Source organism: Qipengyuania flavescens (assembly GCF_029688735.1).
In the GTDB taxonomy this organism is placed as follows: Bacteria; Pseudomonadota; Alphaproteobacteria; order Sphingomonadales; family Sphingomonadaceae; genus Qipengyuania.
On record NZ_JARULD010000006.1, the window covers coordinates 48,495 to 62,556 of the forward strand.

The 14,062-nt window shown below is 64.4% G+C and carries 10 protein-coding genes; 2 read left to right on the top strand and 8 right to left on the bottom strand.

All coding sequences use genetic code 11. From position 1 onward, the window contains the following. The first annotated feature begins 8 nt into the window (after positions 1-8). Complete coding sequence (metK, locus tag P8R33_RS14190; protein ID WP_278329628.1) at positions 9-1,247, top strand: methionine adenosyltransferase; 1,239 nt, start codon at positions 9-11, stop codon at positions 1,245-1,247. Position 1,248: 1 nt separating this feature from the next. On the opposite strand, the gene P8R33_RS14195 is transcribed toward metK, so the two are convergent. The 5 genes from P8R33_RS14195 to P8R33_RS14215 form a co-directional block, all read right to left on the bottom strand. Beyond that, entirely contained in the window at positions 1,249-2,391 is a 1,143-nt protein-coding gene (locus P8R33_RS14195; RefSeq protein ID WP_278329629.1) for a CaiB/BaiF CoA transferase family protein, read from the bottom strand. 36 nt (positions 2,392-2,427) lie between these two features. Next, a complete protein-coding gene (locus tag P8R33_RS14200; protein ID WP_278329630.1) occupies positions 2,428-3,567 on the bottom strand; it encodes a nitronate monooxygenase in 1,140 nt (379 codons plus the stop codon). A 67-nt stretch (positions 3,568-3,634) separates the two neighbouring features. Continuing rightward, positions 3,635-4,291 carry a CoA transferase subunit B gene (locus P8R33_RS14205; protein ID WP_278329631.1) on the bottom strand — a complete coding sequence of 219 codons (657 nt, stop codon included), beginning with the start codon at positions 4,289-4,291 and terminating at the stop codon, positions 3,635-3,637. Positions 4,292-4,293: 2 nt separating this feature from the next. Next, complete coding sequence (locus P8R33_RS14210; protein WP_278329632.1) at positions 4,294-5,241, bottom strand: HAD family acid phosphatase; 948 nt, start codon at positions 5,239-5,241, stop codon at positions 4,294-4,296. Then, the gene (locus P8R33_RS14215; protein ID WP_278329633.1) at positions 5,238-5,960 is read right to left on the bottom strand and encodes a CoA transferase subunit A; all 723 of its coding nucleotides are present in this window, start codon (positions 5,958-5,960) and stop codon (positions 5,238-5,240) included. Before P8R33_RS14215 ends, P8R33_RS14210 begins: the two co-directional genes overlap by 4 nt. A gap of 336 nt (positions 5,961-6,296) precedes the next feature. On the opposite strand from P8R33_RS14215, the gene P8R33_RS14220 reads away from it, so the two are divergent. Next, positions 6,297-8,642, top strand: a complete 2,346-nt coding sequence (locus P8R33_RS14220; RefSeq protein WP_278329634.1) for a CDC48 family AAA ATPase — start codon at positions 6,297-6,299, stop codon at positions 8,640-8,642. Here the strand turns inward: P8R33_RS14220 and P8R33_RS14225 are convergent. The 3 genes from P8R33_RS14225 to polA are packed head-to-tail and all read right to left on the bottom strand — an operon-like array spanning position 8,639 to position 13,874. Further along, positions 8,639-9,718: a mechanosensitive ion channel family protein gene (locus tag P8R33_RS14225; protein ID WP_278329635.1), complete on the bottom strand. Its 1,080-nt coding sequence runs from the start codon at positions 9,716-9,718 to the stop codon at positions 8,639-8,641. The genes P8R33_RS14220 and P8R33_RS14225 overlap by 4 nt on opposite strands. Before the next feature lie 47 nt (positions 9,719-9,765). Beyond that, positions 9,766-11,043 carry a sensor histidine kinase gene (locus P8R33_RS14230; RefSeq protein ID WP_278329636.1) on the bottom strand — a complete coding sequence of 426 codons (1,278 nt, stop codon included), beginning with the start codon at positions 11,041-11,043 and terminating at the stop codon, positions 9,766-9,768. Beyond that, on the bottom strand, positions 11,040-13,874 hold the full coding sequence (gene polA, locus P8R33_RS14235; RefSeq protein ID WP_278329637.1) for a DNA polymerase I: 2,835 nt from the start codon (positions 13,872-13,874) through the stop codon (positions 11,040-11,042). The genes P8R33_RS14230 and polA overlap by 4 nt, the downstream gene beginning before the upstream one ends. Positions 13,875-14,062: the final 188 nt, after the last annotated feature.

The following is a 14,062-nucleotide window of genomic DNA, read 5'->3' on the forward strand; positions in this document are numbered from 1 at the left end:
TCGGCTGCATGCGTAAAAGTTATCTCTTTACTTCTGAAAGCGTTTCGGAAGGCCATCCCGACAAGGTTTCCGACCAGATTTCCGACGCCATCGTCGATCTCATGCTCGGCAAGGATCCCGAAGCGCGCGTGGCTTGCGAAACGATGACGACGACCCAGCGCGTGATCCTGTCCGGCGAAATTCGCTGCGCTCCGATGTATGACAACAACAATCCCGACTGGGCCGACAATGGCGGCTGGGCTCCCGGCGCGAAGGACGAGATCGAGCAGGCGGTGCGCCAGACCGTCCGCGAGATCGGCTACGAGCAGGACGGGTTTCACTGGAAGACCCTGACCTTCGAAAACCACCTCCACGGCCAGTCTTCGGAGATCGCCCAAGGCGTCGATTCCAGCGGCAATAAAGACGAAGGCGCGGGCGACCAGGGCATCATGTTCGGCTTCGCCTGCGACGAAACGCCCGATCTCATGCCGGCGACGCTCGACTACAGCCACAAGATCCTCGAACGGCTCGCAGCCGACCGCAAGAGCGGCGCAGCGCCCTTCCTCGAACCCGATGCCAAAAGCCAGCTTTCGCTGCGCTATGAAAACGGAAAGCCGGTCGCCTGCACCGCCATCGTCGTCTCGACGCAGCACGGCAAGGGCTATCACGAGGGCGAGAAAGAGGCCGAGCTCAAGGCCTATGTCCAGAAGGTCGTCACCGAGATCCTGCCCGAGGGCTGGATTTCCGGCGATACGGAATGGCACATCAACCCCACCGGCGCCTTCGAGATCGGCGGCCCCGATGGCGACGCAGGCCTGACAGGCCGCAAGATCATCGTCGATACCTATGGCGGCGCGGCTCCGCATGGTGGCGGCGCCTTCAGCGGCAAGGACCCGACCAAGGTCGACCGCTCGGCCGCCTATATCACGCGCTATCTGGCCAAGAACATCGTCGCCGCCGGCCTCGCCACGCGCTGCACGATCCAGCTCAGCTATGCGATCGGCGTGTCGAAGCCGCTATCGCTCTATGTCGACACTCATGGCACTGCTGCCGATGGCGTGTCCGACGAAGCTCTCGAGAACGCGATCCGGGGAATCGAAAAGCTCGGTGGCCTGACCCCGCGCGGCATTCGCACGCATTTGGGTCTCAACAAGCCGATCTATCGCGAAAGCGCAGCCTACGGCCACTTTGGGCGGCAGGCCGATGGCGACCGTTTCCCGTGGGAGCGCACCGATCTGGTCGAGGATCTGAAGGCAGCGCTAGGCTGAGCTAGACGTCGTGCTGTCCCTTACGTGGACTCGGCGCGTCTAGGGCCAGTTCGGCCTCGGAGAAGGTGAAGGGGCTGCGCACGCCCGGGATGCCGCCGAGCTCGATCTGCATCTGCCGCGCCTGCACCTGCGGGTCGGCGAAGACCGCATCGATGGCGTTGATCGGGCCAGCCGGAATGCCATCCTCCGCGCAATCGCTCAGCAATTCGGCGCTCTCCCACTTGGCCGTTTCCGTGGCGATGATCTCGTCGAGTTCCGCGCGATTGCCGAGCCGGGCCTCGTTCGTTGCGAAACGCACGTCGCCCAGCAGGTCGTCCCGCCCGAGCAGGGTGAGCAGCTTGCGGAACAGGCCGTCGTTCGCCGGCGCGAGCACGACCTCGCCGTCGGCGGTCGGGAAGACGCCGTAGGCGCTCACCTGCGCATGTTCATTGCCCATGCGCGGCGGGTTTTCCCCGGTGCTGAGGAAATGCGTCGCCTGACTGGCAAGCAAGCCGACCGAACAATCGAGCAGGGCCATGTCGACATGCTGGCCGCGCCCCGTCCGCTCCCGCATGGCGAGGGCAGCCTGAATGCCGATCACCGAATAAAGGCCACAAGTCAGGTCCGAGATCGAGATTCCCATTTTCATCGGCTGGCCCTGCGGTTCCCCGGTCAACGCCATGAAGCCGGCCATCGCCTGAATGACGAAATCGTAGCCCGCTTCGTGCGCGCGCGGGCCAGTCTGGCCGAACCCGGTAATGGAGCAGTAGACCAGCCGCGGATTGGCCTTCGCCAGCTTATCGTAATCGAGCCCGAATTTGGCCAGCGCGCCGGTCTTGAAATTTTCCAGCACCACGTCGGCGCTGCCTGCCAATTCCCTCACTCGATCGAGATCGCTCTCGTCACGAAAGTCCGCAACGATGCTACGCTTGCCGCGATTGGTCGCATGATAATAGGCCGCTTCGCGATCGCCATTCTCCCGCTCGATCCACGGCGGCCCCCATTTGCGGGTGCCATCGCCATCGGGACTTTCCACCTTGATGACGTCCGCGCCGAGATCGGCGAGGACCTGCCCGGCCCAAGGCCCTGCCAGCACGCGGGCGAGTTCGAGGACCTTCAGCCCGGCGAGCGGAGCCTTCGGATTGCGCGGGGTATCGAGCCACATGGGCGTCCCGTGCGGGGCTGTGCGCGCCCGGTCAAGTCACTCCATGCCGACGCTGGCAGCGAGCGAGCCGACAGCATCGAGAAACTCCTCGCGGAAATCCTGCACCACCTGTCTGCTCGACCGCACCTGCTCGACGAGGCCGACCCCCTGTCCGACGAAATAGCTGACGAGCTCTCGGGCTTCCGCGTTGCCCGCTGCCGCCTCGCGTTCGATGCGGGCGAAGGCGGGTTCGGATACCATGCCCATGAGCGGCATCGGCAGCGTGCCGGGGCCGTCGTTCGCGTCCCAGGCATCGTGCCATGCGGACTTGAGCTGGCGCGCGGGCTTGCCGGTGCGGCTGCGCGAGCGGACCGTATCGCGGCTGCGCGCGGCGACCATCTTGTCGCGGAAGGCCTCGCTGGTTTCCGCTTCCGGCGTCGCCAGCCAGACCGAACCGGTCCACGCGCCCTGCGCGCCCGCCGCCATCATCCCGGCCATCTGCCCCCCGGTCATGATGCCGCCAGCCGCCAGCACCGGGATGTTATGGCCGGCCCGTGACAGCGCGCGGACCACTTCGGGGATCAGCACCAGCGTCGATACTTCGCCGCAATGGCCGCCGGCCTCGCCGCCTTGCGCAACAATGATATCGACGCCTGCCTCGGCTTGCCGGATCGCATGCTCTTTGGCACCTACCAACGCCGCGACCGGCACGCCCCGCGCCTTGCCTTCCTCGATCATCGCGGGCGGGGCGATGCCGAGAGCGTTGGCGATGAGTTTGATCGGGTGGCGGAATGCGACTTCCATCAGCGCCAGGCCGTTCTCGGGCGTGATCCCCATCCGCTCCTTCAGGATCGGCATCTCGGCCTCGGGCGCGATGCCGTATTGGCCGAGCATCTCGTTGACGAAGCCCTGGTAGGACGGATCGATCGCCGCAGCGCGGCTCTTGTTGTCGGCCAGCTCGCGCACGCTGGCATCGACGACCTCCGGCACCAGCACATCGACGCCGTAAGGGGCGCCATCGACATGCGCGTCGATCCAGGCGAGTTCTTCCTCCAGCTGGTCTGGGCTGAAGCGCGTCGCTCCGAACACGCCGAACCCGCCCGCCTTGCTGACCGCCGCCACCACATCGCGGCAGTGGCTGAACGCAAATAGCGGAAACTCCGCCCCGGTCATTTCGCACGCGCGGTTCATCGGCATCTGTTCTCTCCCAATTTCTCGGGACAGAGAGTGCGAGATCGGGCCGAGGCTGGCAAGTCCCGTTGCGTTACGAAACGTATTCAGCAGTCGTCTTCGCCGCGACTTCGTCTGCCGTTACGCCCGGTGCGAGCTCGATCAGCTTGAAGGGGCTATCGTGATCAGGACGCTGGAACACGGCGAGATTGGTCACGATCATGTCGACCACGTTAGTGCCGGTCAGGGGCAGGGTGCATTCGGGAATGAACTTCGGGCTGCCGTCCTTGGCGATGTGGTCCATCACCACAATGATCTTCTTCACCCCGGCAACGAGGTCCATCGCGCCGCCCATACCCTTGATCATCTTGCCCGGTATCATCCAGTTGGCGATATCGCCGTTCTGGGCCACTTCCATCGCGCCGAGCACGGTGAGGTCGATGTGGCCGCCGCGGATCATGGCGAAGCTCGCCGCACTGTCGAAATAGGCGCTGTGGTCTAGTTCGCTGATGGTCTGCTTGCCGGCGTTGATGAGATCGGCGTCTTCCTCGCCCTCGTAAGGGAAGGGGCCGATGCCGAGCATGCCGTTCTCGCTCTGCAGCGTGACATGCATGCCATCGGGAATGTGGTTGGCGACCAGCGTCGGAATGCCGATGCCGAGATTGACGTAATAGCCGTCTTCCAGCTCCTGCGCGGCGCGGGCCGCCATCTGGTTGCGGTCCCAGCCGATCTTTTCTGCGGTCTCGCTCATGCTTATTCGCTTTCGTTCATGATATTCGGTGCGCTGGACGCGTCGGAAGGCATCCAGCGGGTTTCCGGTGGGAAGACCTCGTCCAGCGAGCCTTTCTGCCATGCCCCGTAAACGGGGTTGGGCATGAGGAACCAGCCATTGCCCCAGAGCTGTGCGTATTCTCCGCGCGCGACCATGGCGCGGCGGGCCTGGATCGCATCCTCGTCGGCATTGAAGACGTCCGCGAAGTCGCCGAGATTGTCGCCTGCCAGCGCGATGACGCAGAACCGCTCGGCGATGGTCGCGCGGCGGCCGTCCTTGCGGCTGCCCATGGCGTCGTCGCCGCGCAGGAAGAGGTTGTCGAGATGGACGGCAGGTCCGGCGCCGACGGCCTCGATCGCGGCGGCGGTCCCGGCAGCATTCTCGCTGTTGCGGTTGGTATTGAAAATCACCGTGATCCCGGCTTCGCGCAGGCGGCGAAGGCCGGTGACGGCACCCGGCACCGGCGCGGCGATCCCGGCACCGCCGTCGGCCCATTGCGCCCATTCCTCGGGCACGAAGGGCTTGCCGGAATAGGCCGCCCAATACTCGTAGCCATTGTTGAGCAGCACCGTCTCGTCGACATCGAAAACGGCGGCGAAGGGCTTCATCGTTCCGTCGGCAGCGACGCAGGACGGGGTGCCGATGCCGCCTTGTGCGTCCGGCAGGCCCATCGGCACCGATTGCGGGACCTTGCGCTGGCGGCTGACGGCGATCGCATAGTCGGCCAGCTGGCGCCATGTCTGGATCGAAGCACCGGCTGCTTCGCCCGAGGCATAGAGCCAGCGCATGCCGTCCGGCGCGGCGCGTTCTCCTGCCGGGAGAGAGGGCGTGACATCGGCCGCGACTTGCGGCGCGACCGGTTCCGCGACCGTCGTGGCGCAGGCGGGCAGCGCCAGTGCCGCGGCCGTGACGAGCAGGTTCCGCATCATGCCGTCTCCCGCTCGCGCGTGGTGACGAATTCGATCTTCTTGTCGTAGGGCGCGCCCACGATCATGCGCTGGACGTAGACGCCGGGCAAATGGATGCAGTCCGGATCGAGGCTGCCGGTCGGCACGATTTCTTCGACTTCGACGACGCAGGCCTTCCCGCAGGTCGCGGCGGGCAGGTTGAAGTTGCGCGCGGTCTTGCGGAAGACGAGGTTGCCGGTTTCGTCCGCCTTCCATGCCTTGACGATGGCGAGATCGGCGAAGATGCCGTGCTCGAGGATATATTCTTCCATCTGCCCGTCCCGGTTGGCGAATTCCTTCACCTCCTTGCCCTCGGCCACCTGCGTGCCGACGCCGGTCTTGGTGTAGAAGCCGGGGATGCCCGCACCGCCGGCGCGCATGCGTTCGGCGAGAGTGCCCTGGGGGCAGAATTCGACTTCCAGCTCGCCGGAGAGGAATTGCCGTTCGAACTCCTTGTTCTCTCCGACATAGCTGGAGATCATCTTCTTCACCTGCTGCGTGCGCAGCAGCATGCCGATGCCTTCGTTGTCGATGCCGGCATTGTTGCTGGCGAAAGTCAGGTTCTTCACGCCCGAATCGCGGATCGCCTCCAACAGGCGCTCGGGAATGCCGCAGAGGCCGAAACCCCCGCTGGCAATCAGCATGTCGTCCTTCAGAAGCCCGTCGAGGGCGGCGGCGGCGTCGGGGTAGAGCTTGTTCATGGGCCGAGCGCTTAACCGCTTCGCTAAGCCCTGTCACCTCCATGCCGTAGGGTCGTCGATTGCGAGTAAGCTGACATTATAGGTTCGTTCGAGACGCCAGTTGCAATCCGCGCAACACAGCTTGTTCTTTTCGCATTTGCACAATCCGATGCTGCAGTGCACATAGAGCGTGCCTTTTAGGCATCCTCTCCCAAGACTTTCATAGCCCGGCTGGTTTTCCAGTCGGGCTTTTTTCTGTCTGCTGCGGACCTCTCGCAGGGGCTCGTTCATTGCATCGAAGAGGTCCAGTTCCCAGCTAGGCCCGGTTACGACAATGGACGAAGGGAAATCGCCCACATGGCAGATGCGGACGCCGCAGTAGCGGACAAGACGGTCAGGTTGCAGGTTGCAGCCGCGCGGAACGAGGAAAGCGGACAGGGCATCGCCCGCATGCCGCGCACCACTTTCCAGGCGCTGGGCATCACCGAAGGCGATGTCGTCGAGATCACCGGCAAGCGTTCGACCGCCGCCGTCGCCATGCCCGCTTATGACGAGGACCAGAGCCTCGAGGTTATCCGCCTCGACGGCCTGCAGCGGGGCAATGCCGAGGTCGGCTCGGGCGAGCATGTGAAGGTCGCCGTGGCGGAATCGCGCCCTGCGACGCGCGTAGTATTTGCGCCCGCCCAGCGCGAGATGCGGCTGCAGGGTCCGGCCCAGGCGCTGAAGCGCAATTTCTTCCGCAAGCCGCTGGTCGCAGGCGATCTCGTCGCAACCACCGGGCAGCAGCCGGTGCAGAACATGCCGCAGGAAGTGCGCCGCATGTTCAACGCCCCTGCCTATGCGCTCACCCAGATCCGTCTCAGCGTCGTCTCCACCACGCCCAAGGGCATCGTCCATATCGACGAGAATACCGAGGTGGAGCTGCGCGCCGAATTCGAGCAACCGCGCGACGCGCGCGCGATCATCAACTACGACGACGTCGGCGGCATGGGCGAAACGATCCAGCAGCTGCGCGAGATGGTCGAACTGCCGCTGCGCTATCCCGAGCTGTTTACGCGCCTCGGCGTCGATCCGCCCAAGGGCGTGCTGCTGCATGGCCCGCCGGGAACCGGCAAGACGCGGTTGGCGCAGGCTGTCGCCAATGAAAGCGACGCCAACTTTTTCACCATCAATGGGCCCGAAATCATGGGCTCGGGCTATGGCGAGAGCGAGAAGGCGCTGCGCGAAGTGTTCGAGCAGGCGAGCAAGTCCGCCCCCGCCATCGTCTTCATCGACGAGATCGATTCGATCGCTCCCAAGCGCGACCGCGTGCCGGGTGAGGCGGAAAAGCGCCTCGTAGCCCAGCTGCTCACGCTGATGGACGGGCTGGAGGCGCGCTCCAATCTCGTGGTCATCGCGGCGACCAACCGCCCGGATGCCATCGACGAGGCGCTCCGCCGCCCGGGCCGCTTCGACCGCGAGATCATCATCGGCGTACCCGACGAAAAAGGTCGCCGCGAAATTCTCGGCATCCATACGCGCGGCATGCCGCTGGGCGACAAGGTGGATCTCAACGAGCTGGCCAAGGGCACCTATGGCTTCGTCGGTGCGGATATCGCCGCGCTGGCGCGTGAGGCTGCGATCGACGCCGTGCGGCGGATCATGCCCAAGATCGACCTCGACGAGCGGACCATCCCGCCCGAAGTCCTCGACGAGCTTTACGTTGGCCGCGAGGATTTCCTCTCCGCGCTGAAGCGCATCCAGCCTTCGGCCATGCGCGAGGTGATGGTGCAGGTTCCCAATGTCGGCTGGTCCGACATCGGCGGCGTCGGCGAGTCGATCGAGAAGCTGAAGGAAGGTATCGAGCTTCCGATGAAGAATCCGGATGCCTTCCACCGGCTCGGCATCCGCCCGGCCAAGGGCTTCCTGCTCTATGGCCCTCCCGGCACCGGCAAGACCCTGCTGGCCAAGGCCGTCGCCAAGGAAGCGGAAGCGAACTTCATTTCGATGAAGAGCTCCGACCTGCTGAGCAAATGGTATGGCGAAAGCGAGCAGCAGATCGCCCGCATGTTCAAGCGCGCGCGGGCCGTCGCGCCCTGCGTGGTCTTCATCGACGAGATCGACAGCCTTGTGCCCGCACGCGGATCGGGGCAGGGCGAACCGCAGGTCACCGGCCGTGTCGTCAACACGATCCTGGCTGAAATGGACGGGCTCGAAGAGCTGCAGTCGGTCGTCGTCATCGGCGCAACCAACCGCCCGACGCTGGTCGATCCGGCGCTGTTACGCCCGGGCCGCTTCGACGAGTTGGTCTATGTCGGTACGCCGGACAAGGCCGGGCGCGAGCAGATCCTCGGCATCCATACCAAGGACATGCCGCTGGCAGACGACGTCAGCCTTGCGGATGTCGCTGGCGAGACGGCGCGCTTTACCGGGGCGGACCTCGAAGATGTCGTCCGCCGGGCTGGCCTAAACGCGCTCCAGCGGGCGGGCGGGGACGTGCAGAACGTCACTGCCGCCGACTTCACCGAAGCGTTGAAGGACAGCCGCGCGACAGTCACCAGCAAGATGGAAGCGGAGTATAAGAAGATGCGCGGTGAACTGAAGAAACGCGCCGCCGACATCCAGCCTATCGGCTTCATCCACGAAGGGATGGTCGAGCCGACGCGCGACCGGAAGCATGGCGTGGAGGTCGATGCCGACGGCAGCGAAAACGCTGCAGACTAACCGCCCGTAACGCGCTGGTTCGCCGCCTCGACTTCGAGCCGGTGGCGGATCAGCGCTTCGGGCTGGTTTTCCTTGAGCCAGCCGAGCATGTGCTCGCGCACGTCGCAGCGCAGTGTCCACAGATCGCCGATGGTTTCCGAACTCATCGCGAGGCGAAGCTCGATGCTTTCGGGGTAAGCTTCGGTCATCAACAGAGCGAGGTTGCGACCGTCCCACAGCGGGTGATCGGTCACGAACCGCTCGAATTCCTCGCGGATCGGCGTGATGTCGGCAATCGGATCGAGATGTAGCATCACCGGAGCTGTCAGCTTCTCGCTGACGCGCGACCAGTTTTCGAAGCTCTGGTCGAGGAAACGGCTGGTCGGCACGACGAGGACGCGCTCGTCCCAGGTTCGCACGGTCACGAAGCTCATGCGGATTTCCTCGACCCGGCCCGCTTGTCCGTCGACCTTGACGAGGTCCCCGATCCGCAGCGGCTGCGTCAGCGCCATCTGCAAGCCCGCGATGAGCGATTTCAGCGCGGGCTGGGCGGCTGCGCCGACCGCGAGCGCGGCGAGGCCGGCGGAGGCCAGCATCGTCGTGCCCACATCCCGCACACCGGGGATGTTCAGCATGATCAGCGAGATCGTTATGATGATGATCGCGACACGCAGAGTGCGCGACAGGATCGCGATGCGCGTCATCCGCCCGCGCTGGGCAACCGGGTCCTCGCTTTCGAGCGACTGCTTTTCGTAGCCGAGCGCCGCGCCCTTTACAGCGGCAAACGCGAGCCACCCGACCAGCGCCGGAACGATGAAGGATGCGAAGATGTCCCAGCCACGCCCGACCAGCGCATCGTTCTCCGCGGCGACGGAAATCGCGAAGCCGACCATAGCCCAGCGCAAGGGGCGGCGGACTGTATCGAAGACGATGTCGTCCACCTGGCTCGACGATTTGCGAACTATCCGCCGAAGCAGGGCGAACACGACCCAGTGCACGATCAGCGCAATCGCCACCGACCCGCCGAGCACGATCAGATGCTCGAGAAGGGCCTCGTAGGAAATCGGCCAGTTTCGCGGGTCGAAGCGTTCAAGCATTGGGCGACCGCTTATGGCCCGCCGCGCGGGCTGACAACCCCGACCGGTCAGGCGTCGTCGAGCGGGAGGTCGATATCGACGACAAGCCCGTCGGCTCCGAACTCGCGCTCGACACTGCCGCCGAACTGGCGCGCCGCGCTGTTCATCAGCATGCTGCCGAAGCCGCGTCTGTCGGGCTCGCCTTCGATGGCCTTGCCCGTTTCTCGCCAGGTAATGAAGACGCGCCCGTCGCGCTCCTCCCAGCTGACCCGCACCGTGCCCTTTTCGCTCCACGCGCCATATTTGACGGCATTGGTGGTCAGTTCGTGCAGCACCAGACCGAGCGGGGTCACGTGTTTGGCCGGCAGCAGAACTTCGTCCCCCTCGATCTCCGCAACCTGAGACGACGAACGATAGGGCGCGAGCGAGGTTTCGACGAGCTGGTAAAGCGATGCCACCGGCCGCTCCAGCTCGCCCTGGCTTACTTCGTGTGCGGTCAGCAATGCGCGAATACGTTGGGCGATGCTGTCGGTGACCTCTTTCGCTTCCGGCTTGTCGCGCGCGCTCATCTGCACGATGGCGAGGACCACTGCGAACAGGTTCTTGACCCGGTGGTTCAGCTCGCGCGCCAGGAGATCGGCCCGGTCGCGCGCTTCGCCGATGGCGGCGGCCTGGGCAGCCTGGGCTTCGGCCAGGGCAGCGCGCGACACCACCCGCATGCCGAACAGGATGGCGACGAGGATCAACAAGATCAGCCCGGCAAGCAACGGCAGTACGCGGGCTTCCAGCCTTGCGGTGTCCGCAGCCTGTTCGCCGAGGATCTGTCGTTCGATGTCGCGCATCTCGTCGAGCGAGCGACGCAGGCGTTCCATCGCTTCCTGCCCCTCGTCGGACAACACAGCGCGGCGAGCGTCCAGCAGGCGGCCCTCCTGCACCAGCCCGACCGTCTCTTCCATCTCGTCGAATTTCAGGCGGGCAAGCATGTCGATCTGGTCGACCAGCTCTTCCTGGCGCGGTGTGATCTCGGTTCCGAGCAGACGCCGCAATTCATCTAGCGCCGGATCGATTTCCTCGCTGCCTTCCTCGTAGGAAGATCGGTATCGCCGATCGAGCGTGATGATATAGCCGCGCTGGCCGGTTTCGGCGCGCAATGCGGCGCGGTCGATCTCTTCGAGAACCCGCACGACGGCGGCAGTCTGCGTCGCCTGCTCGCGTTGGCGGCGTTCCGCCTCCAAGGTCTGGTAGACGAGGTAGATTAGCCCGACCATTGCCCCGAAAAGGACCAGGAGAATGATCGCATTCGGCCAGCGCCGCGTGCGCTTGAGGGTCTTGGCAAGCTGTCTCAATGCGCCGCGCCCCAGCTCTTGCCGGTGCCGATCTCGACGCCCAGCGGCACGGTGAGCTCGACCGCAGGCTGCGCAGCCTCGGCCATCACGCGCTCGATCACCGGCCTGGCCTGCTCGACATCGCTTTCGGGCAGTTCGAAGACCAGTTCGTCATGCACCTGCAGCAGCATGCGGACATGGCCGAGCCCCGCTTCTTCCAGCGCGGGCATCATTCGGGCCATGGCGCGTTTGATGATATCGGCGCTGGTCCCCTGGATGGGCGCATTGATCGCCGCGCGTTCGCTGCCCTGCCGCTCATTCGGGTTCTTGGAATTGATCCGCGGAAACCATGTCTTGCGCCCGAAGAGCGTCTCCGAATAGCCGCACTCGCGCACCCGCTCGGTGGTTTCGAGGATGTACCTCTGGATGCCCGGAAAGCGCTGGAAATAGGTGTCGATCATTTCCTGCGCCTCGTCCGCCTCCACGCCCAGACGACCTGCGAGACCCCAGCGAGAGATGCCGTAGAGGATGGCGAAGTTGATCGTCTTGGCCCGCCCGCGCGTGTCGCGATTGACCTCTCCGAACATCTCCTTCGCCGTGCGCGAGTGGATGTCCTCGCCCTCTTCGAAGGCTTCCTTCAGGCTCGGCACATCCGCCATGTGGGCAGCGAGGCGCAGTTCGATCTGCGAATAGTCGGCGGCAAGCAGGACATTGCCCTCTTCTGCCACGAAGGCTTCGCGGATCTGGCGACCGATCTCGGTACGGATCGGGATGTTCTGGAGGTTCGGATCGGTCGAGGAAAGCCGTCCGGTCTGCGCGCCCACCAGGCTGTAGCTGGTGTGCACGCGGCTGGTTTCGGGGTTGATCGCTTCCTGCAGCGCGTCGGTATAGGTCGACTTGAGCTTCGCGAGCTGGCGCCATTCGAGCACCTTGTTAGCGATCTCCGCCCCTTCGCCGGACAGGCGCTCCAGCACGCTCTGGTCGGTCGAGTACTGCCCGCTCCTGCCCTTCTTGCCGCCCTTGTAGCCGAGCGTATCGAACAGCACCTCGCCGAGCTGCTTGGGGCTGCCGACGGTGAATTCGGTCCCGGCGATTTCGTGGATTTCGCCTTCGAGCCGGCCGATTTCCTTGGCGAATTCCTCGGACAGCCTGGCCAGCCGCGCGCGGTCGACCTTGATGCCATAGCGCTCCATCTGCGCGACGACCGGGACCAGCGGGCGATCGACCCGCTCGTAAACCCGCGTACCGCCTTCGGTCGCCAGCCGCGGTTTGAGCATGGTGTGCAACCGCCAGGTGACGTCGGCATCCTCGGCGGCGTATTCGGTCGCCTTGTCGAGCGGGACTTCGCCGAAGGGGATCGCCTTCCTGCCGGTGCCGCACAGCTCCTTGAAGGTCAGGCATTTGTGGCCGAGGTGCCGCTCGGCCAGCTCGTCCATGCCGTGCCCGCCGCCGATCCCGTCGAGCGCGCGGCCGGCGTCGAGATCGAAGCTTATGACCATGGTGTCGTCGATCGGATGGACCGCCACGCCGTTTCGCGCGAGGACATTGAGGTCGTATTTGCCGTTGTGGAAGACCTTCAGCACGGCATCGTCGGCGAGCAAGGGGCGTAGCGCATCCAGCGCGGCCGATATTTCGATCTGCTCCGGCTTGTCAGCGAACATGTCGCTTCCACCATGCCGCAGTGGAATATAGCAGGCATCGTTCGGACCAAGCGCGAGGCTGATGCCGACGAGATCGCATTGCATGCAGTCGAGCGAGCTGGTTTCCGTGTCCACCGCCACCAGCCGCGCGGCCTTGGCGCGCTCGATCCAGTGCTGCAGCCGCTCCATCGTCTGCACGCATTCATAGGCTGACCGGTCGACCTCCGGCATGTCCGGCAGGGGCTGGCGATTGCCGTCGCTGCTCGCTTCCGCGCCCTTCGTGTCCTGCTTGGCCGGATTGAGATTGTTGGCGCGCGTCGGGCTGCCGGTGCCTGCTTCAAGGCGCTTAAGCAGGCTGGTGAAGCCATGCTTTTCGAGGAAAGCGGCCAGAGGTTCGCTCGGTACGCCATCCAGCTTCATGTCGTCGAGCGCGACAGGCAGTTCGCAATCTTCCTTCAGCGTCACGAGCACCCGGCTGAGTTCCGCATCCGCGCGATGCTCGATCAGGCGCTCCTTCAGCTTGGACTTCTTCATGCCTTCGGCGAAATCGAGTGCAGCCGTGAGGTCGCCATGTTCCGCGATCAGCTTGCTCGCGGTTTTCGGGCCGACGCCGAAGATGCCGGGAATGTTGTCGACCGAATCGCCCATCAGCGCGAGGACATCGCCCACCTTTTCGGGCGGAACGCCGAATTTCTCCTCGACCTCCTCGATATAGATGCGCGCGCTCTTCATCGTGTCGAGCATGTCGATTTTCGCGCCGTCTTTCTCGCCGACGAGTTGCATCAAATCCTTGTCGGAACTGACGATCGTTACATTCCAGCCCTGCTCCTGCGCGGCGCGGGCGTAGGAGGCGATCATGTCGTCCGCCTCCACATCCGGTTCCTCGATGCAGGGCAGACTGAAGGCGCGGGTGGCATCGCGGATCAACGGAAATTGCGGGACGAGGTCCTCCGGTGGATCGGGGCGATTGGCCTTGTACTGGTCGTAAATCTCGTTGCGAAAGGAATAACTCGATTTATCGAGGACCACCGCCAGATGTGTCGGGCCGTCGGCCTTGTCGAGATCGTCGGCCAGCTTCCACAGCATCGTCGTGTAGCCGTATACAGCGCCTACCGGAGTGCCTTCCGGGTCGGTCAGCGGCGGCAGCCGATGGTAGGCTCGAAAGATGTAGGCGGAGCCATCGACGAGATAGAGGTGCGGTTGAGCGGCCATCGGGGCGACTTAGCAGCGTGATTGCGGCATGGGGAGAAATTTCACGCCTACCAAAATATGGCGGAAATCCGGCATTTTCGACAAAATAAGGCAGAAAAAAGGCGAGATTGGTCGCTAATCACTTGCGCTGCCACATTGTCGCCCTTATTTAGACATCGTGAGGCCTGATTTGGGACTCGCGCAGAGGG

Bases quoted from the DNA above. Each gene is read 5' to 3' on its own strand.
- metK (WP_278329628.1), top strand. From the start codon at position 9: ATGCGTAAAAGTTATCTCTTTACTTCTGAAAGCGTTTCGGAAGGCCAT.
- P8R33_RS14195 (WP_278329629.1), bottom strand. From the start codon at position 2,391: ATGTGGCTCGATACCCCGCGCAATCCGAAGGCTCCGCTCGCCGGGCTG.
- P8R33_RS14200 (WP_278329630.1), bottom strand. From the start codon at position 3,567: ATGCCGATGAACCGCGCGTGCGAAATGACCGGGGCGGAGTTTCCGCTA.
- P8R33_RS14205 (WP_278329631.1), bottom strand. From the start codon at position 4,291: ATGAGCGAGACCGCAGAAAAGATCGGCTGGGACCGCAACCAGATGGCG.
- P8R33_RS14210 (WP_278329632.1), bottom strand. From the start codon at position 5,241: ATGATGCGGAACCTGCTCGTCACGGCCGCGGCACTGGCGCTGCCCGCC.
- P8R33_RS14215 (WP_278329633.1), bottom strand. From the start codon at position 5,960: ATGAACAAGCTCTACCCCGACGCCGCCGCCGCCCTCGACGGGCTTCTG.
- P8R33_RS14220 (WP_278329634.1), top strand. From the start codon at position 6,297: ATGGCAGATGCGGACGCCGCAGTAGCGGACAAGACGGTCAGGTTGCAG.
- P8R33_RS14225 (WP_278329635.1), bottom strand. From the start codon at position 9,718: ATGCTTGAACGCTTCGACCCGCGAAACTGGCCGATTTCCTACGAGGCC.
- polA (WP_278329637.1), bottom strand. From the start codon at position 13,874: ATGGCCGCTCAACCGCACCTCTATCTCGTCGATGGCTCCGCCTACATC.